The 22,621-nt window shown below is 32.8% G+C and carries 19 protein-coding genes; 7 read left to right on the top strand and 12 right to left on the bottom strand.

Annotated features, from left to right (window positions below):
- Positions 1-79: 79 nt before the first annotated feature.
- The 3 genes from rny to NLG42_RS00645 all read right to left on the bottom strand — a co-directional run bounded on the left by rny (position 80) and on the right by NLG42_RS00645 (position 2,439).
- Positions 80-1,639 carry a ribonuclease Y gene (gene rny, locus NLG42_RS00655; protein WP_089054143.1) on the bottom strand — a complete coding sequence of 520 codons (1,560 nt, stop codon included), beginning with the start codon at positions 1,637-1,639 and terminating at the stop codon, positions 80-82.
- Positions 1,640-1,849: 210 nt separating this feature from the next.
- Positions 1,850-2,143 (bottom strand): cell division protein ZapA, encoded by a 294-nt coding sequence (locus NLG42_RS00650; protein WP_257682732.1) that lies wholly within the window; start codon positions 2,141-2,143, stop codon positions 1,850-1,852.
- Positions 2,144-2,148: 5 nt separating this feature from the next.
- Positions 2,149-2,439: a hypothetical protein gene (locus NLG42_RS00645; RefSeq protein ID WP_089054145.1), complete on the bottom strand. Its 291-nt coding sequence runs from the start codon at positions 2,437-2,439 to the stop codon at positions 2,149-2,151.
- Positions 2,440-2,618: 179 nt separating this feature from the next.
- Here NLG42_RS00645 and NLG42_RS00640 point away from each other — a divergent pair, with 179 nt between their 5' ends.
- Genes NLG42_RS00640 through NLG42_RS00625 form a run of 4 tightly spaced genes read left to right on the top strand, consistent with a single transcriptional unit; the run spans position 2,619 to position 8,191 of the window.
- Positions 2,619-4,313, top strand: a complete 1,695-nt coding sequence (locus NLG42_RS00640; RefSeq protein WP_257682731.1) for a M23 family metallopeptidase — start codon at positions 2,619-2,621, stop codon at positions 4,311-4,313.
- A gap of 11 nt (positions 4,314-4,324) precedes the next feature.
- Positions 4,325-6,790 (top strand): TonB-dependent receptor, encoded by a 2,466-nt coding sequence (locus tag NLG42_RS00635; protein WP_257682730.1) that lies wholly within the window; start codon positions 4,325-4,327, stop codon positions 6,788-6,790.
- Positions 6,787-7,419 carry a hypothetical protein gene (locus NLG42_RS00630; RefSeq protein WP_257682729.1) on the top strand — a complete coding sequence of 211 codons (633 nt, stop codon included), beginning with the start codon at positions 6,787-6,789 and terminating at the stop codon, positions 7,417-7,419. The genes NLG42_RS00635 and NLG42_RS00630 overlap by 4 nt, the downstream gene beginning before the upstream one ends.
- A gap of 46 nt (positions 7,420-7,465) precedes the next feature.
- Positions 7,466-8,191, top strand: a complete 726-nt coding sequence (locus NLG42_RS00625; protein WP_257682728.1) for a CREC-EF hand family protein — start codon at positions 7,466-7,468, stop codon at positions 8,189-8,191.
- 198 nt (positions 8,192-8,389) lie between these two features.
- Here the strand turns inward: NLG42_RS00625 and NLG42_RS00620 are convergent, their stop codons facing one another.
- From NLG42_RS00620 to NLG42_RS00600, 5 genes are all read right to left on the bottom strand, one after another.
- Complete coding sequence (locus NLG42_RS00620) at positions 8,390-9,091, bottom strand: DUF2971 domain-containing protein (RefSeq protein ID WP_089058352.1); 702 nt, start codon at positions 9,089-9,091, stop codon at positions 8,390-8,392.
- Between the two features lie 135 nt (positions 9,092-9,226).
- Entirely contained in the window at positions 9,227-11,056 is a 1,830-nt protein-coding gene (locus tag NLG42_RS00615; protein WP_257682727.1) for an ABC transporter ATP-binding protein, read from the bottom strand.
- Between the two features lie 76 nt (positions 11,057-11,132).
- Complete coding sequence (locus NLG42_RS00610) at positions 11,133-12,860, bottom strand: phospho-sugar mutase (RefSeq protein WP_257682726.1); 1,728 nt, start codon at positions 12,858-12,860, stop codon at positions 11,133-11,135.
- A 92-nt stretch (positions 12,861-12,952) separates the two neighbouring features.
- Positions 12,953-13,909, bottom strand: coding sequence for a glycosyltransferase family 2 protein (locus tag NLG42_RS00605; protein WP_089058350.1), 957 nt, complete (start codon positions 13,907-13,909; stop codon positions 12,953-12,955).
- Between the two features lie 8 nt (positions 13,910-13,917).
- A complete protein-coding gene (locus NLG42_RS00600; RefSeq protein WP_089058349.1) occupies positions 13,918-14,448 on the bottom strand; it encodes a DUF4199 domain-containing protein in 531 nt (176 codons plus the stop codon).
- A gap of 248 nt (positions 14,449-14,696) precedes the next feature.
- Here NLG42_RS00600 and NLG42_RS00595 point away from each other — a divergent pair, with 248 nt between their 5' ends.
- Both NLG42_RS00595 and NLG42_RS00590 read left to right on the top strand, forming a co-directional pair.
- Entirely contained in the window at positions 14,697-14,951 is a 255-nt protein-coding gene (locus tag NLG42_RS00595; protein ID WP_089058348.1) for a type B 50S ribosomal protein L31, read from the top strand.
- A 298-nt stretch (positions 14,952-15,249) separates the two neighbouring features.
- Complete coding sequence (locus NLG42_RS00590) at positions 15,250-16,425, top strand: GlmU family protein (protein ID WP_257682725.1); 1,176 nt, start codon at positions 15,250-15,252, stop codon at positions 16,423-16,425.
- A 183-nt stretch (positions 16,426-16,608) separates the two neighbouring features.
- Here the strand turns inward: NLG42_RS00590 and NLG42_RS00585 are convergent, their stop codons facing one another.
- Complete coding sequence (locus NLG42_RS00585; RefSeq protein ID WP_089058346.1) at positions 16,609-17,052, bottom strand: PepSY-like domain-containing protein; 444 nt, start codon at positions 17,050-17,052, stop codon at positions 16,609-16,611.
- 200 nt (positions 17,053-17,252) lie between these two features.
- Here NLG42_RS00585 and NLG42_RS00580 point away from each other — a divergent pair, with 200 nt between their 5' ends.
- The gene (locus tag NLG42_RS00580; RefSeq protein ID WP_089058345.1) at positions 17,253-18,887 is read left to right on the top strand and encodes an ABC-F family ATP-binding cassette domain-containing protein; all 1,635 of its coding nucleotides are present in this window, start codon (positions 17,253-17,255) and stop codon (positions 18,885-18,887) included.
- Positions 18,888-18,950: 63 nt separating this feature from the next.
- Here the strand turns inward: NLG42_RS00580 and NLG42_RS00575 are convergent, their stop codons facing one another.
- Genes NLG42_RS00575 through NLG42_RS00565 form a run of 3 tightly spaced genes read right to left on the bottom strand, consistent with a single transcriptional unit; the run spans position 18,951 to position 22,459 of the window.
- Positions 18,951-20,108 (bottom strand): ABC transporter permease, encoded by a 1,158-nt coding sequence (locus NLG42_RS00575; RefSeq protein ID WP_257682724.1) that lies wholly within the window; start codon positions 20,106-20,108, stop codon positions 18,951-18,953.
- Between the two features lie 2 nt (positions 20,109-20,110).
- On the bottom strand, positions 20,111-21,064 hold the full coding sequence (locus tag NLG42_RS00570; RefSeq protein WP_257682723.1) for an HlyD family secretion protein: 954 nt from the start codon (positions 21,062-21,064) through the stop codon (positions 20,111-20,113).
- A 12-nt stretch (positions 21,065-21,076) separates the two neighbouring features.
- Positions 21,077-22,459, bottom strand: a complete 1,383-nt coding sequence (locus NLG42_RS00565; protein WP_257682722.1) for a TolC family protein — start codon at positions 22,457-22,459, stop codon at positions 21,077-21,079.
- Between the last annotated feature and the right edge of the window lie 162 nt (positions 22,460-22,621).

Genomic DNA, 22,621 nt, shown 5'->3' with positions numbered 1-22,621 from the left:
TACTATTTTACTATTAGATATCAAAACAAAAAGGCAGTTCGTACGAACTGCCTTTTTTGTTTTTATGTATGAGTTGCTGTTATTTTGCAATATTTACAGCTCTTGTTTCTCTAATTACAGTTACTTTAACTTGACCTGGGTAAGTCATTTCAGTTTGAATTTTTTGTGAGATTTCAAATGATAAGTTTGCTGCATTGTCATCAGAAACTTTTTCACTTTCAACGATAACACGAAGTTCTCTACCAGCTTGAATAGCGTAAGCATTTTTTACACCGCTGAATCCGTAAGCTACTTCTTCAAGATCTTTTAAACGCTGAATGTATGAATCTAAAACCTGACGTCTTGCTCCTGGTCTTGCTCCTGATATAGCATCACAAACCTGAACAATTGGCGACAATAATGATTTCATTTCGATCTCGTCGTGGTGCGCACCAATAGCGTTGCATACTTCTTCTTTTTCTCCGTATTTCTCGGCCCATTGCATACCTAATAATGCGTGAGGTAAATCGCTCTCCGTATCTGGAACTTTACCAATATCGTGTAGTAAACCAGCTCTTTTAGCAAGTTTTACATTCAAGCCTAATTCAGCCGCCATGATACCGCAAAGTTTCGAAACTTCTCTTGAGTGTTGTAATAAGTTTTGACCGTAAGATGAACGGTATTTCATTCTACCAACAACTTTAATTAATTCTGGATGTAATCCATGAATTCCTAAATCGATAACGGTACGTTTACCAACTTCGATAATTTCGTCGTCGATTTGTTTAGCTGTTTTTGCAACAACTTCTTCAATTCTAGCTGGGTGAATACGTCCGTCAGTTACCAATTTGTGCAATGACAAACGAGCGATTTCTCTACGAACTGGATCAAAACAAGAAAGGATGATTGCTTCTGGCGTATCGTCAACGATAATTTCAACTCCAGTTGCAGCTTCAAGAGCTCTAATGTTACGACCTTCACGACCAATGATTCTACCTTTTACATCGTCAGATTCGATGTTGAATACAGAAACGCAATTTTCAACTGCTTCTTCAGTTCCAACTCTTTGAATTGTGTTGATGATGATTTTTTTAGCTTCTTGTTGTGCAGTAAGTTTAGCCTCTTCAATTGTGTCTTGAATATGAGACATTGCTTTGCTTTTAGCTTCTGCTTTTAAGCCTTCAACTAATTGTTCTTTCGCTTCTTCTGCAGAAAGCCCAGAAATTACTTCAAGCTGCTGTAATTGACTTTTGTGTAGCTTGTCAACTTCAGCTTGTTTTTTGTCTAAAACTTCAATTTTATTGTTGTATTCAGCTGTTTTAGATTCAAAATCGTCGTTTACTTTTTTAGCTTTTGAAAGCTCGTTAGAAACTTGAGATTCTTTATCACGCACTCTTTTTTCTACTTCAGCAACTTTTTTATCTCTTGCTAAAATAACTTGTTCGTGTTCTGATTTTAATTCGATAAAACGTTCTTTTGCTTGAAGAATTTTATCCTTTTTAATATTTTCGGCTTCTAAATTAGCGTCTTTTAAAATAGAAGCTGCTTCTTTTTTTGCGTTTTTTATTAGGTTTGAAATATTACTTTTCTCGATAAATTTAGCTATTGCAAAACCTGCTGCAATACCTACTATACCAATAATGATCGTTATGATGTCCATGTTTGTTAAGGTTTATATATAAAAAAAGCCTACATTAATTGCTTGAATAAACTCGTAAAGACAAGTTTTGAGCTAACTCACTGTTCAAGTTTCCTCGCAATAAAGCGTGGCATGCTATAGTAGTGATGATTTGCTCATTCTAAATTGTTAGTGTTGAGTTTACCAATTGTGAACTAATGTAGGCAGTATCTTAGTTTCTGTAAAGAACGTTTAGTTTTCGAGATATTGATCTAAAAGCAAATTTAATTTTTTAATTCTTTCAATAGTTTGCTCGCCATCGATTGCGTTATCAATTTGTTTTTGTTCCACTTGCGATGCAAATTGCAGTGCACACATGGCTAATACATCTTGTTTATCGCGAACTGCGTAACTTTCTTCGAACTGCTTAATCATGGCATCAATTTTTTTTGAAGAACTTCTAAGTCCTTCTTCTTGAGCTGGATCTACCGTTAATGGGTAAACTCGGTCTGCAATTGATATTTTGATTTTAAGCTTTCCGTCCATGTTATCTAATCTGATAGTTGTGCTATACAGTAATCAATTTCGCGAATTAATGAATTTATTTTAAGCTTTGTCTCTCTCTTGTTGTCGTCGCTGCCAAGCAACGAATTGGCTATCTTAAGTGTGTCATACTGCTTCTTCAAAGCTTCAATCTCCTCAGATTGTTTTCGAATAATTTGCGCAGCTTTGGCTAATTCTAATTGTAATACCTGATTATTCTTTTCCAAGCTTTTTGATTTCTCAAACAGCTTTTCGATTTTATATTCAAGAGTATCAATTATTTCGGCAATTACACTCATTATACATCCTATTCATTACTTAATCATACAAAGTTAATATTCCTTTTTATTAATGCAATTTTTTATCGATTTTTTTGCATTAAAAATAGACAAATAAATGAATTTCAATCAATTGTGTTTTTGTGGTTGTATCTTCGGTTTTTCCCTGTTAATTTTTTATCTTAGCAAAAATGTTATTTATGAGATTTTCAGTATTTGCCCTTTTGTGCGGCCACTTTATTTTTGCCCAAACACAATATCCTAAAGATTACTTTCGCCCGCCATTAGATATTCCGATGCAGCTTTCTGGTAACTTTGGCGAGTTAAGACCAAATCATTTTCATGCTGGTTTTGATTTAAAAACCAATCAGAGAGAAGGACTAAATGTGTATGCAATTGCTGATGGTTATGTGTCAAGAATAAAGATTTCGACGTTTGGAAACGGAAAATGTATTTACATTACGCATCCAAATGGGTATACTTCTGTCTATGGTCACTTGCAAACCACTAAAGGAGCAATTCAAGATTATGTAAATAAAACGCATTATGCTGAAAAAGCTTATGAAATTGAAGTATTCCCAAAACCAGGCGATCTTCCGGTTACAAAAGGACAATTAATTGCACTCTCTGGAAATACAGGTTCATCTGAAGGACCGCATTTGCATTTTGAAATTAGAGATACAAAAACAGAGTTTGTAATTAATCCGATTTTCTTTGGGTTTGATAAAAATATTAAAGATACAAAGAAACCAACTTTGTCTAGTTTGTACGTTTATCCGTTGGATAACGCCTCAGTTAATCAATCAAAACAGCCTTTACTGCTTAATATGACGCTTCAAAAAGACGGAACTTATCTTGCGGGAAAAGTAAAAACTAATGGAAAAATTGGTTTTGGAATTAATGCCGTTGATACTGATGATGTTTCTTTTAATAAAAATGGCGTTTTTAATGTTTCGACGTTTTTGAATGGAAATCAAAACTACAACTATCAATTTAATACATATTCATTTGATGAAATGCGTTACATCAATGCATTTATTGATTATTCTCGATACAAAAAAACAAGTCAGCGTATTCAGAAGCTTTTCATGAAAACACCTTTTGCGTTAAGCATTATAAAAACGGATGCATCTAGAGGGATAATTACCGCAGAACCTAATTTAGCGTCAACTTATAGAATTGAAGTTTCAGATTATTACGGGAATTTAAATTCGATCACAGTTCCAATCGAATATGATTCAGCTGTTCCTTTGGTGCCGGCAGAAGCGAGTACATCTAAGTATTTTGTTAAATACAATAAGGATTCTAATTTCGAAAAAGACAATATGTCTGTTTTCTTCCCTGCAGGAACATTTTACGATGATTTTAATTTAAACTTTGATGTTAAAAACAATCGAATTTATATTCATGATGATACAGTTCCTGTGCATTCTAATTTTACTATAACCATCAAGGATAATACTTATTCTGAAGCCTTGCGCGACAAAGTTTTTATTGGAAGAATAAGCGGAGCAAGCAGCAGTTACAATGGAACGGTTAGAAAAGGAGATGTTTACACGGCAAAATCAAAAGTATTAGGACAATATGGTTTAGTATTAGATACTATAAAACCAGTTATTAAAATCACAAAGCCAGTTCAGGACAAATGGATCAGCGATCAGAAAAAAATCGAGTTTATTATAAGCGATTCTTCATCAGGAATTAAATCCTATAATGGGTATTTGAACGGAAAATGGGTTTTGTTTGAATATGAAAATAAAAATAAAAAGATTACTCACACTTTTGATTCTCAATTGCTGCTTGAAGGAGCAAATGATTTAAAAATTGAAGTAATTGATAATGTAGGGAATTCTTCTATCTTTGAAACACGTTTCCTTAGAAGTCAACAAAAATAAAACCCAAATAGTTGTATAATAATAGGTTCATATTCGCCTTGTTTTTTCTGTTTTTCACATGTGCTTTGTTTGCTCAAAGCGGACATGTTAAAGGAATTATTGTAGATGATGAAAATAATATTGTTTCAAATGTAAATATTTCCTCAGGTAAAAGCAGTACACAATCGGATGCCAATGGTTTTTTTGAAATTGATGTAGTTTCAAACAAAAAAGTTTCGATAATTTTCACCCATATTTCTTTAAAAATGATAAGCTTAACGGTGAATTTAAAGCCAAATGAGTTTTTTGTTTTTAATCCGATAATGAGTAATTCCGAAGAACAAATGGGAGAAGTTTTTGTGTCTTCCAAAAATAGAAAACGTGTTCAGGGAATTGCAACAATTGATGTAACAGCAATAAAAAAAGTTCCCGGTGCAAATGCGGGTGTAGAAAATATCTTAAAAACACTTCCGGGTGTAAATTCAAATAATGAACTTAGTACTCAGTATGCAGTTCGAGGCGGTAATTATGATGAGAATTTAGTTTATGTTAACGAAGTTGAAGTTTATCGTCCCTTTTTAATTCGATCAGGACAGCAGGAAGGATTAAGTTTTACCAATACAGATTTGGTTCAAAATGTTGATTTTTCGGCAGGTGGATTTCAAGCTAAGTTTGGAGATAAATTATCATCAGTTTTAGATATTACTTATAGAAAACCAACTCGGTTTGGCGCTTCTTTAGAAGCCAGTTTTTTAGGCGGAAGTGCTTCTGTTGATGCCGTTTCAAAAAATAAAAAATGGTCAGCAGTAACCGGAGTTCGCTACAGAAATAATAGTTTGCTGGTAAATAGTCAAGATACAAAGACAAATTATACCCCAACTTTTGCAGATCTTCAAACTAATATAAATTACGATATTTCTGAAAAATGGCAGATGAGTTTTCTAGGAAATGTTTCGCAGAATAAATATTTGTATCAGCCCTTAACGAGAGAGACGAAATTTGGAACTATCGATCAGCCAATGGCGCTTAATGTGTATTATGAAGGTCAGGAAAAAGATCAATATGATACTTACTTTGGAGCTTTAAAAACAACTTATAAAGTTTCTCCATCGCTTACGCTAAAATTGATTGGTTCATTATTTCATACTACAGAAAAAGAACATTTTGATATTTTGGCACAATATCGTTTAGGAAATGTGGCAGCAGAAGATGGAACAAACGAGACAGCAGTTGACTTTACTCGAGGAATTGGATCGCAGTTGAATCATGCTAGAAATGATTTGGATGCTTTAATCGCAAATGTTGAAATTAAAGGTTCTAAAGACTGGAAAGAAAGTCAGCTTGAATTTGGATTAAAATATACCAGAGAATCAATTCGAGATAGAGTTGTCGAGTGGGAAGTGATTGATTCGGCTGGATTTTCAGTAAATCCGCCTTTAGTTATGCTGCCAAAAAATAATCAGCCTTACACACCTTATGAAGGTCCGCTTTTACCTTATCAAAACGTTCGAGCAACAAATTTTAATACTATAAATAGATTTTCGGGTTATACACAATGGAATAAACAATCTGAAATTGGTTCCAATCAAATTTGGTTTCATGTTGGCGCTCGTTTTCAAAGCTGGAATGTTTCAGGCGCCGCGGTTGAAGGAAAAAATCAGTTTGTGTTGAGTCCTAGGGCGCAGTTTGCAATAAAACCGGATTGGGATATGGACATGGTTTTCAGAATTTCGGGAGGACTATATCATCAGCCGCCTTTCTATCGAGAACTCCGTGATTTGAATGGAGTCGTGAATCCGAATGTAAAAGCGCAGGAAGCAGTTCATGTCGTTTTGAGCAATGATTACAATTTTAAAATGTGGAATCGCCCTTTTAAGTGGGTTACAGAAGTTTATTATAAGTCACTTTCAGATGTAAATGTGTATTCTATAGACAATGTTCGAATTCGATATGTTGCCAATAATAATGCAAAAGCATATACGCAAGGTTTAGATTTTAGATTGAATGGAGAATTTGTACCAGGAACTGAATCTTGGGTTAGTTTTGGATATCTGAAAACCGAAGAAAACTACGAGAACAAAGGTTATATCGCACGTCCGACAGATCAGCGTTTGAAGTTTGCAATGATGTTTCAGGATTATATGCCAAATATTCCTAGTGTAAAAGTGTATCTTAATTTAGTTTATAATACTGGTTTGCCTGGAGGTGCGCCAGCGTATTCTGATCCTTATTTGTATCAAAACAGATTAAATGATTATAGAAGAGCGGATATTGGTTTTGCTAAAGTTTTTGTAGACAGCAGTACTCAGAATGCTAAAACGGGCTGGCTTAAAAATTTTAAAGAGTTATCTGTTGGGTTAGAGATTTTTAATATTTTCAACAATCAAAATGCGATTACGAATACTTGGGTTCGCGATGTTTATTCTAAAAACCAATATGCGATTCCGAATTTTATGACTTCAAGAGTTTTTAATATAAAACTGAATGCAAGGTTATGATAAGGAAACGGGAAAATAGAAGAAAGATTTATTATGTTCCCGGAATGATTTCTTTGATTGTTATTCCTTTACTGTGTTTTTATCATTTTTATAAAGTCGATGCTTTTAAAGAAGAGCGATGTATGGATATTTATATCTGTAATGACTCTATTGGGACAAAGAATATTATGAGTTATAAAAGGAATTATAAGGTTTTTAATTTTAATAATTCCTTGGATTTAGAAAGAAAAAAGTTAAATAGACTTCGATTTGATTTAAAGGAATTAAATCGTACAAATGATACAATAAATGGAATTCAAGTTTGTTTTGGTACTAAGATGAAATATGAAGTTTATATTGAAATTTTGGATATCTTCTTTGCTGAAAAAGAAACATTGTTTATGCAATATAAGAACAACTTTTTTGTTTTGAGAATACCAAAGCCTAAGAATCAAATAAGTGTGAAAATTGTCCCAATTACATGTGGTTATTTCGAAGCTAATAAAGATTATATCTTGGAGCAGGAGAGAAAGAGAAAACAGGAGTATTACTTATCTTTGTATAAACAAAATTGGATTGTATTTTTAGGTTATCTTGGAATTGTGTTTCTCAATATCTTTGCTTTAGTAAAATTCAATAAAAACAGATAATACGATCAAAAATACTATATTTGATATTCTAATATAATTTGCAAGCATGAAAAATTCCTTAAAATATATAGCCTTAATAATCATCGGTACATTAATGAGTTGTAAAGATGAAGTACAGCAAAAGCCAAAAGTGATTTATGATGGTTCAAATAAAGTTGGAACTGTCGCAAAAAGTGATTCGACACAAATTGAAATTGCAGATTTGCCTATTCAGATGGAAGGAACGAATTATTTAATTCATCCTGTTGGGGATTTAAGGGTTTTTGAAAAGGGTTCAAAAGCGCGTTACGGTTCTTCGAGCGTGAATGATATAAGCTTTACAATTTCTAACTTGGGAGAATATGAAATTACTGGATATCTTCAGAATTTAAAGTTTCAAAAAGTAGATTCAGATTCAATTCGTCCGCTTTCAGATAAACCAGTTTTAATTTTAACTGCCACTTATTTGAAAACGGTTGCAGACAGAACGCAGAATAAAGTGATGGTTTATACTTTAACAGATTCTGATACTAACAAAGATGGTAAAATTGACACAAGTGATATTAAGACTTTGTATTTAAGCGACATCAGCGGAGAAAATTTCACAAAAGTTTCTGCTGACTTGGAAGAATTGGTAGATTGGAATTTGATCGAATCTAAAAACCGTTTGTATTTTAGAACAATCGAAGACACAAACCAAAACGGACAGTTTGATAAAAATGATGTGCTGCATTATAATTATATCGATTTGGGCTCGAAAAAATGGGAAGTTAAAAATTATAAGCCTATTTAAAAGGTTCTAAGATTCTAAGATTCTGAGGTTTTACAGATTAAAAAATTAAGGTGATTTTTGCGCTTTATAAAATAAAGGAAGGCGTGTAGAAATTTAAAATTTTCTACACGCCTTTCTTATTAAGTCACAATTAGAAAAGTTTTTAATCAGTGACAGGATAAAAACTCAGCGTCTTAGCGCCTTAGAGCCTTAGCCTCTTTATATTAATATATCACTTTCTAAATCTGATTTTTCGATGTCGAAATCGTGACCTAATTTATGAACCAAATCAATAACCAGTTTTTTGTACCAGTTTTCAGATTTTGGGTGAATGTATATTTTCTCAATAAGATATTTAAGGTCAACATTGATTCGTAAACCATCGTTTATTTTGAGATTGCTTTTGGAAGTATCGGTAATAATTCGGACTTCGCGTTCGTATTGAAAGCTTTTTCTTTTGAATAAAAATGGAAAGAATAAATCGTCAAACGGAATATATTCTTTTTTGTAATCGATGTAATTTACTTCGCCTATATATTGGTCGAAATTGTTCTCTGGTTTCAAAGCTTTCTGTAATCTCCCAATTGTAGACTGAATAGCTAATCCTTCGCTGTTTTGAGTAAAAATCTGCCACATTGCAAACGATTCGTATTCATTTATATGCCAGCTGCTGATCGCTACTTTCTCGCGATGTGTTTTGTAGTAACTTAGGAAATCAGGATTGTCAACTGCAAGCTTTTTTATCTCTTCGTAAGTAGGTTCGCTAAAAGTGCCTTCGTATTGATCTTCAAATTTATCAGAACGTGACATAAATAATTTCTTCGAAAGTAATAAGTCTAGAAATTTAGATAAATCAAGATATTTCCAGACAATCGTATTAGGATCGTCTGGCAGTTTGATATTAGGGTTGTTAATATACATTTTTAAGAAGCGTTAAAAAGTTTATTCCTTAACTAACCTAAAGTTATAAAAATAAACACAGATTAAAGAAATTAAAATCAGGTTTAATAATTCTTTAATCTGTGTTCGTTTATTTGTTAAGTCTTGGTTTTGTTTTTAAGACTCGAAAGACTGCATAGTTACCAGTTTATTATAAGTTCCGTTATGTGCAATCAATTCTTCGTGCGTTCCTTGTTCTACGATTTTTCCTTTTTGCATCACTACAATTACATCTGCTTTTTGAATTGTAGAAAGACGATGCGCAATTACAATTGAAGTTCTGTTTTGCATCATGTTTTCTAAAGCTATCTGAACAAATTTTTCACTTTCAGTATCTAATGCAGAAGTAGCTTCATCCAAAATCATAATCGGCGGATTTTTCAATACCGCTCTTGCAATCGATAAACGTTGTTTTTGTCCTCCAGAAAGCTTGTTTCCGCTGTCTCCGATATTGGTATAAATTCCCTGCGGAAGATCTTTTACAAACTCATATGCATTAGCAATTTTTAAAGCTTCGATTATTTCATCATCAGTAGCGTCTAGTTTCCCTAATGAAATGTTGGCTTTAATAGTATCATTGAATAAAATGCTGTCTTGTGTTACTAATCCCATTAAGCTTCGAAGCGATTGCAGATTCATATCCTTAATATTGATGCCGTCAATAGAAATTGTTCCGTCGTTTACATCATAAAAACGAGTCAGTAAGTTTGCGATAGTACTTTTTCCGCTTCCAGATTGCCCGACAAGCGCAACAGTTTGTCCTTTTTTAATTTGAAGAGAAAAGTCTTTTAAAACCGTTTCTTCTTCATATTTAAAGTTGATATTTTTAATGTCGATATTATCGTCAAAAGTCGATTTTTCAATAGCATTTTCTTTAGAAACAATAGTGTTTTCTTGTTCCAAAATTTCAAGAACACGTTCTGCAGCGGCATTTCCTCTTTTTACTCCATAAGAAGCTTTAGAAATGGCTTTTGCAGGAGTTAGAATATTATAAGCTAATCCCATGTAAGCAATAAAAGCAGCGCCCTCTAAAGTTTTATCAATTAAAACCATTTGTCCGCCGTACCAAAGTAAAATGGCAATAACAGTAATTCCCATAAATTCGCTGGCAGGAGAAGCTAAGTTCTGGCGGTTTCCAATACTGTTCGATAAATTGAAAAAACGTTCTGTCGAATTTTGAAAAACGGTATTAAAGTAATTTTCCGAATTATATCCCTTTACAACTTTCAATCCGCCAATTGTTTCTTCAATAGTCGATAGAAATCTTCCTTGTTCTTCTTGAGCTTTTGTAGATTGTTTCTTAAGTTGTTTTCCAATCAATGAAATAATATATCCTGAAACTGGAATAAAAATAAAAACAAACAAAGTCAGTTTTGCACTGATGATAAGCATAGTAGCTATCGTAAAAATAATGGTTAAAGGCTCTTTAACGATAAGCTCTAAGATTGCTAAAAATGAGTTTTGAACTTCGTTTACATCAGCAGAAATTCTAGAAATTACATCTCCTTTTCTTTTTTCAGAATAAAAAGCCAAAGGAAGTTCTAGTGTTTTTTTGTACAAAGCATTTCTCATGTCTTTCAAAACACCATTTCTCAAAAAATTGATAAAAAACATCGCCAAATAATCGGCTAAATTTTTTAATAAAAAGATTGAGATGATTATAGCAACCATAATGGAAAGAACGTAACCAGATTCGTGAGTTCCTTTTGTTGTGGTAATATAGTAGCTTAAATAGTCTTCGCCATATTCCTTAAGCTGTAAAATTCCTTTAAATACGGGTTTTACATTGTTTGCTTTTGTTTTGTCAAATAACACCTGAAGCATCGGTATTAAAGCAACAAACGAAAGCGTGCTGAAAAGCGCATACAGAACATTAAAAAAAATGTTTAAGAATGCATATTTTTTATATGGGTATATAAAAGGAATTATTTTTTTGAAATTACTCATTTTGGTGTTTTTTACCATTAAAACCCGATAGTTTAAAGAAACATATCGGGTTTTTGAATATTGTATTTGTATTTTATTATTTCAATTGCATATCTGCAATGATATTCTGAATTTTTTGGTCTAAGAAACTTTCTGCGGCATCAAAATCTTGAACTGATTCTAATTCGGCATTTACACTGATGTAGAACTTAATTTTTGGTTCTGTTCCGCTTGGTCTTGCACAAATTTTAGAGCCGTCTTCAGTATAATAAATCAATACGTTTGATTTTGGAATATCCATTGAAGATTCTTCATTTGTCAATAAGTTCAATGCAGTCGATGATTGATAATCTTCAACCATAATTACACGTTGACCGTTTACTTCTTTTAGAGGATTCTGGCGTAGATTAATCATCATTTGATTAATTTCTTCTAAACCTTCCATGCCTTTTTTAGTTAATGAAACTAAGTATTCTTTGTAAAAGCCATTTTCAACATAAAGTTGCAAAAGTTCTTTATAAACAGAGCTTCCGGCAGCTTTTGCCTGGGCAGCAACTTCACATATTAATAAGGTAGCAGCAACAGCATCTTTGTCTCTCACTGCGTCGCCAACCATAAAACCAAAGCTTTCTTCTCCGCCTCCAATAAACTGAAGTTCAGGGAAATCTTTGATCATTTTAGCAATCCATTTAAAACCTGTTAAGCCAACTTTGCATTCTACGCCGTAACTTGTAGCCAGCTCCATCATCATTGGAGTTGAAACGATTGTTGAGCCTACGAATTGTTTTCCGTTAATTTTACCTGCTTTTTTCCATTGTTTCAATAAGAAAGAAGTCATTAAAATCATGGTTTGATTTCCGTTAAGTAAAATCATTTTACCATCATTATTTCTTACGGCAACTCCTAGACGATCACAATCAGGATCTGTTCCTACTACAATATCTGAATTGGTTTTATCTGCCAAAGCCAAAGCCATTGTTAAAGCTTCTGGTTCTTCTGGGTTTGGAGATTTTACTGTTGGAAAATCACCGTTTGGTTCAGCTTGTTCTGGAACAATATGAACATTTGTGTATCCAGCTTGTGATAAAGTATCTGGTACAGATTTTATAGAAGTTCCGTGTAATGAAGTAAATACAATATGTAAATTGTCTTTGGCTTCAGCCGGAGTATTAAAACTTGCGTTTTCAATTGAAGATTTTACAAATGCTTTGTCAATTTCAGTATCGATATATTGAATTAAGCTCTCATTTGCATTGAACTTAATTTTATCGTAACTTAAATTTTCGATCACATTAATAATTGCAGCGTCTTGCGGAGGAACAATTTGTCCGCCATCTTCCCAATACACTTTGTATCCATTGTATTCTGGAGGATTGTGAGAAGCAGTAAGAACGATTCCGCATTGACAGCCTAAATGTTTAAGTGCAAAAGACAATTCAGGAGTTGGACGCATATCAGAAAACAAATAAACCTGAATTCCGTTTGCAGAGAAAACATCCGCAACCACTTTTGCTAAAGTATTGCTGTTATGACGGCAGTCGTAAGCAATAACAACTTTTAAAGGCTGATTTGGAAAAACTTCATGAAGATAGTCAGAAAGACCTTGAGTGTTTTTTCCAAGTGTGTATTTGTTGATTCTGTTATTTCCAACACCCATAACACCGCGCATTCCGCCAGTTCCAAATTCTAGATTTTTATAAAAACTTTCTTCAAGTTCTTTTGGCGAAGTAGTCATTAATTCTTTAACAGCTGCTTGAGTTTCTTTGTCAAATGTTGGCGTCAACCATTCGTTTACAGCATTCAATATGTTAGGTGCTATATTCATGTAAATATCTTTTTAATATTTTTTAAATAAAAATAAGTTTTTTTCAGGAGTTGATCCTGTTTTTTTTTATAAGAGAGGACAAAGTATTTTGGTTAAAAATTAACCTCTCTTGAAACCTTATAACGCTCTTCGTTGTTTTTGGTTCTCAAAATGATTTCGCCTAGAAAGCCTGCTAAAAAAAGCTGAGTTCCAAGAATCATTGTTGTTAAAGCGATAAAAAACCACGGATTACTAGTTACGAGGCTGTATTTCATTCCGTTATACATATGGTATAGCTTTGAAACACCAATGTATCCCGCAGATAAAAATCCGATAATGAACATTAACGAACCTATCGCTCCAAATAAGTGCATTGGTCTTTTTCCGAATCTTGATAAAAACCAAATCGTAATTAAATCCAGAAAACCGTTTATGAAACGATCCATTCCAAATTTAGTTTCACCATACTTACGTGCTTGGTGAATAACCACTTTTTCGCCAATTTTATTAAAACCAGCGTTCTTTGCCAAAACAGGAATGTAACGGTGCATTTCACCAGATACTTCAATGTTTTTTACAACTGTATTGTTGTATGCTTTTAGTCCGCAGTTAAAATCGTTCAATTCTACTCCTGAAGTTTTTCTGGCAGCCCAATTGAATAATTTTGAAGGCAGATTTTTTGCTACCACAGAATCGTAACGTTTCTTTTTCCATCCAGAAACCAAATCGAATTTCTGAGTTGTAATCATTTCATATAATCCAGGAATTTCATCTGGACTATCTTGTAAATCGGCATCCATTGTAATAATTACATCGCCTTTTGCTTTTGCAAAACCAGCATGTAAAGCCTGTGATTTTCCAAAGTTTTTCATGAAACGAATTCCTTTTACATTGGAATTTTCGTTTGAGAAACGTTCAATAATATTCCAAGAATCATCTGTACTTCCATCATCCACAAAAATGATTTCATAAGAGTAATTGTTAGATTGCATCACTTTAATAATCCATGTGTAGAGTTCTTGAAGTGACTCCTCTTCATTTAGAAGCGGTATAAGTATAGATAAATTCATTTATATTTTTATTCTTGTGTAGATTTGCTTTTGAAAAATGCAGCTAAAATTAATCCTAAAATAGAGTAGCCGACAATACTGAAAATTAAAGCTTTTATTTGTTCTATAGTTGAGAAAGGACTATTTTCTTTCATTTTAGCTAAGGCTTCATTTACAGCTGAAGCTGGTGTTCCAAACTTTTGTAAAGTTTCAGCCATGTATTTTATAAGTAACTCGTTTACGGTGTCTTTAGCGCCTGGGTCAACTACATTAAATAATATGATACTAAATAAGGTAGAAATTGCTAAGGCAACTATAGTAGTTATAAAAAAAGTGGTAAATGCATCTTTAAACGAAAAAAAGCCATTGATTTCTTTTTTTGTTTTAACCAATAATAGGATGCCGATTATTAAATAAAGCACAAATGTTAGAGCGCCTATCCAGCCTGAAACAAACAATTTTAGATCTATAGCATACATTGCTGCAGTAATCAAAGCTAGGATGATTCCTAGAGTAATGCCGTAAGTAACTCCATTCTTTTTAATAACTTCATTAATCATATTTCTATAAGTTTAAAATTAATCCACAAATATAGTAATTCCCACTATAATCGAAGATAAAAAAAGCTTTTCGAAATAAACTAAAAAAAAGCGAGCTAAGTATTTGTTTATTAAAAAAGAATTGTAAATTTGCACACTCAAAAATAATTAAATTTTTAAACAAAAAAGAGTAGAGTTGTTTATACCTTTTTCTAACCATGGAAAAGCTTCAAAATAAAAATGCTCTAAAACAATAAATAAAAGAAAAGATGAAAAAAGGAATCCACCCAGAAAATTACAGATTAGTTGCATTTAAAGACATGTCTAACGATGAGATTTTTATCACTAAATCTACTGCAGATACAAAAGAAACAATTGAAGTTGACGGAGTTGAGTATCCAGTTGTAAAAATGGAGATTTCTAGAACATCTCACCCTTTTTATACTGGTAAATCTAAACTTATCGATACTGCAGGACGTATTGATAAATTCAAAACTAAATATGCAAAACACGCTAAAAAATAATAGCTGTTTACAATCATACAAAAGCCTTCCAATTGGAAGGCTTTTTTTATACAATAATTTATTAGCCGCGAATTCACGAATTATTTTATTCTAAATTATTAAAAGACAAAAACTAGATTTTAAAACATAGCTCGTGGTTGAAACTACGGGCTATGTTTTTTTTTTATTATAATTAAGAGCAATGTAATTATTCAGGAATTAATTGCGAACTACTAAAACAAGTTTAGTAAAAACATAAATATTTGTAACTTTGACCCTGATAACCAAATCAAGATTTTAACAAGTACAAATTTAATTTATGAATTATATTCTTTTTGACGGTCCGGTCCGGAATGCTTTACTGCCTTTTACTTTTACAAGACCTGTGGCTGATATTTTAATTGGAATTATGACGATCCGCCAAAAATGGGAATCTCGTCTAGGTTCTACCATTACAACAATTACAGAAGATTATTTATCTGCCAAGTTTCCTATGGTGGAAATGGAGGAAAATGTAATGATCAATGCGGCATATTTGCCAAATGATGTTCTGGCAGAGTTAATTTCTGATTTAAAAGAAAATCAGGCGATCTTTAAAGGTGATGATGTTGTTGCTTTTTTTACAACAGAAAATCAAGAAGAAGTTGATTTTGATTCATATGAAATTATTCAGTACAATGACGATTGTTTAACGGTTGAGCATACGTGGGATATTTTCTCTAAAAATGATGCGGCGATTCGTGCTGATTTTGCTTATTTGACTGAAGATAGAAAATCACAGCCTATTCCTAAGAGTGTAAATGTTATTGCGCCTGAAAATGTTTTTATCGAAGAAGGTGCGAAACTAGAGTTTGTAACTTTAAATGCGTCTACAGGACCTATATATATAGGTAAGAATACTGAAATTATGGAAGGAACTGTAATTCGTGGTCCTTTTGCTTTATGCGAAAATGCTTCAGTTAAGCTTAATGCTAAAGTTTATGGCGCAACAACAGTTGGTCCAGGATCTAGAATAGGAGGAGAGGTTAAGAATTCAGTTCTTTTTGCAAATTCAAACAAAGGGCACGACGGATTTCTAGGTGACTCAGTTTTGGGAGAATGGTGCAATATTGGTGCCGATAGTAATAATTCGAATCTTAAGAATAATTACGAAGAAGTGAAATTGTGGAGTTATGAAACAGAAGGATTTGCAAAAACAGGTCTTCAGTTTTGTGGTTTAATGATGGGAGATCACAGTAAATGCGGTATCAATACCATGTTTAATACCGGAACTGTTGTTGGAGTAAGTGCTAATATTTTTGGTTCTGGATTTCCTAGAAATTTTGTTCCGAGTTTTTCTTGGGGCGGAGCAGCAGGTTTTACAACTTATGTAACCAAAAAAGCTTTTGAAACTGCCAAATTAGTAATGGGAAGACGAAATATTGCTTTTGATGAAATAGAAGCTTCAATCTTAGAACATATTTTTGAGGAAACTAAAAAATGGAGAAAAGACTAATTAGATAATTAGTCAATTTGATAATTTAATAACACCGATAGATTTTTGAAATCTATCGGTGTTATTTTTTAACCACAGATTAGAGGATTGAAAAGATTTTTTAGCAAAGACAAAGTGATCAGTGAAAATCCTCTAATCTGTGGCAGAAAGCGATATATATCCTTTGCTAATATGAAACAAATGTTATTTATCGATTTTAGTAAAATCTCCCTTTGTGTTGAATTTTAATTCTAAACCGTTGCTTAGTTTTGTTTCGTAGCCAAAAGTTCCCAGTTCAATTTTAGTTACTTTTTCTTTAGGAAAGTTTGTTTTTATGTACGAAGCGATTTTTTTAGGGATAATAGATGATGGAAGTTTTGCACCTTTACCATCAACTTCTTTCCAGTTTCCTTTTTTGTCAAATTCGATTTCAATTTTATTATCAAATTGAACTTTGTATTCTGTAGAGAGAATTTCTTTATCCTCTAATATGTAGCTTGGTTTTTTTGAACCAAAGTGCGTTTTTAAAAAAGTTTGAGCATTTGCTGGTAAAGCTTCTTTTTTAATTACAGTTTTTTGTGCGTTTGCAGAAAGTCCAAATAATAACGCTGTAATAAGGCTGGCAGTTATGTTTAATTTAGTTCTCATATTTTGCTGATTTTTAAATTCTTATACAAGATAAGATTAAATTTTGTGAATATGTAAGAATATTGATATAATTTAAAAAATCCTGCAGCTCAGTAATCTAAAAAATATTGTCTAATACTCTAATTAATCTATCTTTGCAGCACGAAAAAAATGGGTAGTCAGATAAACGATTAACCGATTAAACAAATTCACAGAAAGTAATGATTACAGTTAACGATATTTCGGTTCAGTTTGGTGGAACTACATTATTTAGCGATGTTTCTTTTGCTATAAACGAAAATGATAAAATTGCCCTTATGGGTAAAAATGGTGCGGGAAAATCGACACTTCTAAAAATAATTTCAGGACAAAGTAAACCTTCTACAGGAAGTATTTCTACACCAAAAGATGCTGTTGTGGCTTATCTGCCTCAGCATTTATTGACCAAAGACGGTTCGACTGTAATGGAAGAAGCTTCTAAAGCTTTTGGTGAAATTTTTAAAATGAAAGCCGAAATCGACGAAATCAATGAGCAGTTAACGGTTCGTACAGATTATGAAAGTGATGGATACATGAAATTGATCGAGCGAGTTTCTGACTTAAGCGAGAAATATTATGCAATTGAAGAGGTAAATTACGAAGCCGAAGTTGAAAAGATCTTAGTTGGTTTAGGTTTTGAAAGAGAAGATTTTACACGTCAAACTTCTGAATTTTCTGGAGGATGGAGAATGCGTATTGAATTGGCTAAAATTTTACTTCAAAAACCAGATTTGATTTTACTAGATGAGCCTACCAATCACATGGATATTGAAAGTATTCAATGGTTGGAAGAGTTTTTATTGACTTCTGCCAAAGCGGTTGTGGTAATTTCGCACGATAGAGCGTTTGTAGATAATATTACAAATCGTACAATCGAAGTAACAATGGGAAGAATTTACGATTATAAAGCTAAATATTCTCATTATTTAGAACTTAGAAAAGACCGTCGTATTCATCAGCAGAAAGCTTATGATGAACAGCAAAAAATGATTGCTGACAATAGAGCTTTTATTGATCGTTTTAAAGGAACGTTTTCAAAAACCGATGCAGTACAATCACGTGTAAAAATGCTTGAAAAACTTGAAATTGTTCAGGTTGATGAAGTAGATACTTCTGCATTGCGTTTGAAGTTTCCGCCGGCTGCACGTTCTGGACAATATCCTGTTGTGGTAAAAGAAATGTCTAAATCGTATGGAGATCATGTCGTTTTTAAAGATGCCAATGTTGTAATTGAACGTGGTGAGAAAGTTGCTTTTGTTGGTAAAAATGGAGAAGGAAAATCTACCATGATCAAAGCGATTATGAAAGAAATAGGAATTGACGAAGGAAGTGTTGAAATTGGACATAACGCACAAATTGGATATTTCGCTCAAAATCAGGCTTCATTATTAGATGAGAATGCAACTATTTTTGAAACTATCGATGCAATTGCTGTTGGAGATATTCGTACACAGATCAAAAATATTCTTGGAGCATTTATGTTTCAGGGTGATGATATTACTAAGAAAGTAAAAGTGCTTTCTGGTGGAGAAAAAACGCGTTTGGCAATGATTAAATTGTTGTTAGAGCCTGTAAATTTATTGATCTTGGATGAGCCTTCGAATCACTTAGATATGAAGACAAAAGATATTATCAAAGATGCTTTGCGTGATTTTGACGGAACATTAATCTTAGTTTCGCACGATCGTGATTTCCTTGACGGATTAGCAACTAAGGTTTTCGAATTTGGAAACAAACGTGTGAAAGAGCATTTTGAAGATGTAGCAGGTTTCCTTGCTCATAAAAAGATGGATTCTATGAGAGAGATTGAAAAGTAATTCTCTCTTTAAAAAATATAAAGGCATAAGTTGATTCTTATGCCTTTTTTTTATGTCAAAATTTTATGCTTCTTTTAAAACGCTTTTCTTTTTAAAATACAAAGCAATGTAAGCGCCAACTGAGCAGACTGAGCCAATAATAATCATATTCCAAATTGGTGCTGTCGTTTGTGAAAAAGCACCGTCTTCAATAATAAGAATTCTAAAAGCTTTCAAGAAATGAGTCAGCGGAATCACATTTGCGATTGCTTGAACGGCTTGAGGCATTTGACTTAACGGCCAAGTAAAACCACTCAATATAAAGCTTGGAGTTGCGATTACCATTAAAATTTCTGTCGCTTTTAATTGATTTGGAACAACTACACTTACCAAAATTCCGATGAAAGAAACAGAGAGTACAAATATCCCGGCGATAAAAGTAAGTGGTAATAAATTTTCATAAAATGGAAGCCTGAACCAGAAAGTAAAAAGCCAGTAAATAAGCCAGACACCAAAGCTCATTATCAGATATGGAATTATTTTTACGGCAAGCATTTTGAAAACTGACGGGCATCTTTTTACTAAATCTTTAAAAGTTCCGTTTTCAAATTCAGAAGCAAAAGAAAGTGCTAATCCCAGCAAAAGTACTTGCTGCAGTACCGTTGCAAGAACGCCTGGCCAAAGAAAATACATATAGTTAGTACTGCGATTGTATTTTTTTATAAAAGTAGTTTTGAAAGGCTCATATTGCGACATAAGCAAATTTTCAGGAACACCTTGTTTTCTTAAAGTTTCAATTTGAACGCCTGCTTTTAATGTTCCTAAACAAACTTGTATAGCAGTCGAAGCATAATTAGCGGTTAGAACATTAGACGTATTTACAATAGTTGTAATTTCAGGATATTTTTTAGTGAGCGTCATTTTTTCAAAATCTTTTGGAATAATAACTACACAAGTGGCTTCTTTTTCAATGGCAATTTTCGAAAGATTATTTTGATCGTACAAAATAGAAGCGATAGATAAAACTTCATTATCCTCAAACATTTGAACCGCTTTTGAGCTTAGTTCACTTCGATCTTGATCAACTACAATTATGGGTAAATCGGTTACCTTGCCTTTGCCGTAAACATATCCTAATAAAACACCATAGAGTATGGGTGCGCCAATGAATAGTATTCGGAGGACTTTGTTTTTCCAAAATAATTGGAATTCCCGTTTAAGCAATGAAAAAAAGTTTTGCATAGTTAAAGCGATAAAGTAACAGTTGTTTTTGTAATAAGATCTTTTGCCTGCTCAATATTCGAAGGCGTTATTTTTATTTCAAATAAGCTTTCCTGCATTTCATAATCTGGATATGCAGTAGCAATATTTCCGTAAGCTCCCAATTGTTTTATGGTAGTTACAGTTCCTTTAATATTCTCTTTTTTATATGGAACCTGCACAGTTATTTCTTGTCCTTTTTTAAACTTATCCAATTGTTTTTCAGGTATTGTAAAACGAAAATAAGTACTGTCGGCAATATAACCATTAAACAAAGTGTAGCCCGGCAATGCGAGTTCGCCAAGATTTAAAGTAATGGTTTCGATACTCATATTTTGCGGAGCAATTATATAACGTTCCTTATTCGCTGTTTCTACTTCCTGCAATGCGCCAAGCGCTCTGTCTTGTTGTCCTAAAGCCATTGTTTGCTGTTCGATTCTAGCGCCTTTTTTTGCATCATCAAGCTCGGCAATAACCGCATTGTATTGCGCCTGTGCTCCTTGATACTTAGCAAAAGTTTCATCGTAAGTTTGTTGAGAAATCAAAGAATCTTTAAGCATATTGGTCAATCGTTTGATAGATTTTTGAGCAAACTCATATTGTTCTTTCAATCCCATTTTTTTAGCTTCAAGCTGTTTTATTTGGTTTTCAGTAGCGCCTTTTACTGCCATTTTATATTGTGCTTGAGCCGAGATTACTGCACCTTCAGCTTGGCTTTTTTTAGCATCTACTTCCGGAATATCTAAAATTGCCAACGTATCTCCTTTTTGTACAATGTCTCCCTCCTTGACAAAGATTTTTAGAATCTTGCCAGGAATTTTACTGACAACTGCAATTTGTTCTTTTTCTATTTTCCCTTGAATTGTATCTTCTTTTTTTGCTTTTTGACAGCCGATTAAAAGGAGAATTGCGACAGTGGTTACAATTATTTTTTTCATAAAATAGAACTTTTATTTAGATATTTTTTTTGATAAATCGCCAGTGGCAATTATAGTTTCAATAGCGGCAAGCCTTTGTTCAATCAATGTCGTTGTTTTGTTTACAGATGCTTTATAAGAGTCATTTTCTGCTTCAAGACGTTCTGATATGTTGATTAAACCTTCTTTATACTGTTTTATGGCAAGATTTAAATTATTGTTTGCCACTTTTTCCTGCTGTTGAGTAATGTCTATTTTTTGAGTCAGGACACTATAATCAACAAGATTTTTTTCCAGCAGAAGCTCGAGTTTTTCTTTAGTGTCGTCAATTTGGTTTTGAACCTGTTCAATATTTATTTTGGCTTCGTGCACTTTGTGTTTTCTTTCAAAACCAGAAAAAACTTCCCATTTCATAGCAGCTCCTACAACCCAATTGTTACTTATTGTAGCTTCATTTAAATCTAAATATAAAGCTTGATTAATTCCTGTAATTATTGGTGTGGTAGCATTTGCATCAAAAAGACTGGAATACGAAACCCCTCCAAATGCTCCTAAAGTTGGCAGGTAAGTTCCTTTTTCCTTCTTTAATAAATATTCATAAGCAGATTTAAAGGATTCAAGTGCTTTTATTTCTTGTTTGTTCTGAGTGTTTAATTTTTCATCCGCTATTAAATATGGGTTTAAGTCGTAATGAACATTTTCTATTTCTGTTATAGAATAACCCGTTAAATATTGAATTTTTTTATAAACTAACTTTCTTTTTCCATCAAGTTCAATTTTTTTTGAAGTCAGTTCTAATGAAGCCAGCTTAATTTTATCTCGATCATACGGAATTGCAAGTCCTTGTTCGATGGCTTTCGTGACACGTTTTGTTTCCGTTTCTAGTCGGTTTTCGCTTTCCTTTAGCAGTTTGTCAATCTCTTTTAATAATGCCAATTGATCGAAAGTGTTGATGACTTCTTTTGTGATTTGATCCTTTTCAGATTCTTTCAGGAACATTGTTCCTTTGGTTTTTTCTCCAATAGCTTTTGCGCCGTTCGGAATTTGCATACCGCTAAACAATACCGTTTTTGCCATTACGCTTCCGTTAAAGATATTTCCGTAATTTTTAAAAGCAGTTTTACCGTCAAATAAAGGATAGTTTACAATTGGAATAGTTGCCGTAGGGAGATCTACAGTAAGTTTGTTGTCAAAATAAGTATAAAGAGCACTAGCTTCAACCGTTGGAATGTATTTATTCCAGACGCTTTTTTCTTGAAGATTCAATTTTTCAATATCTAAATCCTTGTTTTTTAAAGAAGCGCTTTTTTCTATAGCCTTCTGGATCGCATCATCCAAAGTTGAAGAGACCTCAATTTGGCCATATCCATAGGTAATTGAAAGAAAAAAAAGAAAAAGAAGTATATGTTTTTTCATCGCAATTTAATTTCTATAATTTGACAAATCGTAAAACAGATTTTGTAAGATAGTACAAAAGAAAAAGATGTTCATAAAGAACGCTTATTTACAAATATAAGAATATAAGTCTTACAATATTGCCTTTTTGAGAAGTAAAATTGAGTAAAAAGACTGTTTTTA

The sequence above is a fragment of the Flavobacterium plurextorum genome, assembly GCF_024638035.1.
In the GTDB taxonomy this organism is placed as follows: Bacteria; Bacteroidota; Bacteroidia; order Flavobacteriales; family Flavobacteriaceae; genus Flavobacterium; species Flavobacterium plurextorum.
Note: the sequence above shows the minus strand (reverse complement) of the source record. Positions and strands in the feature narration are given on the sequence as shown.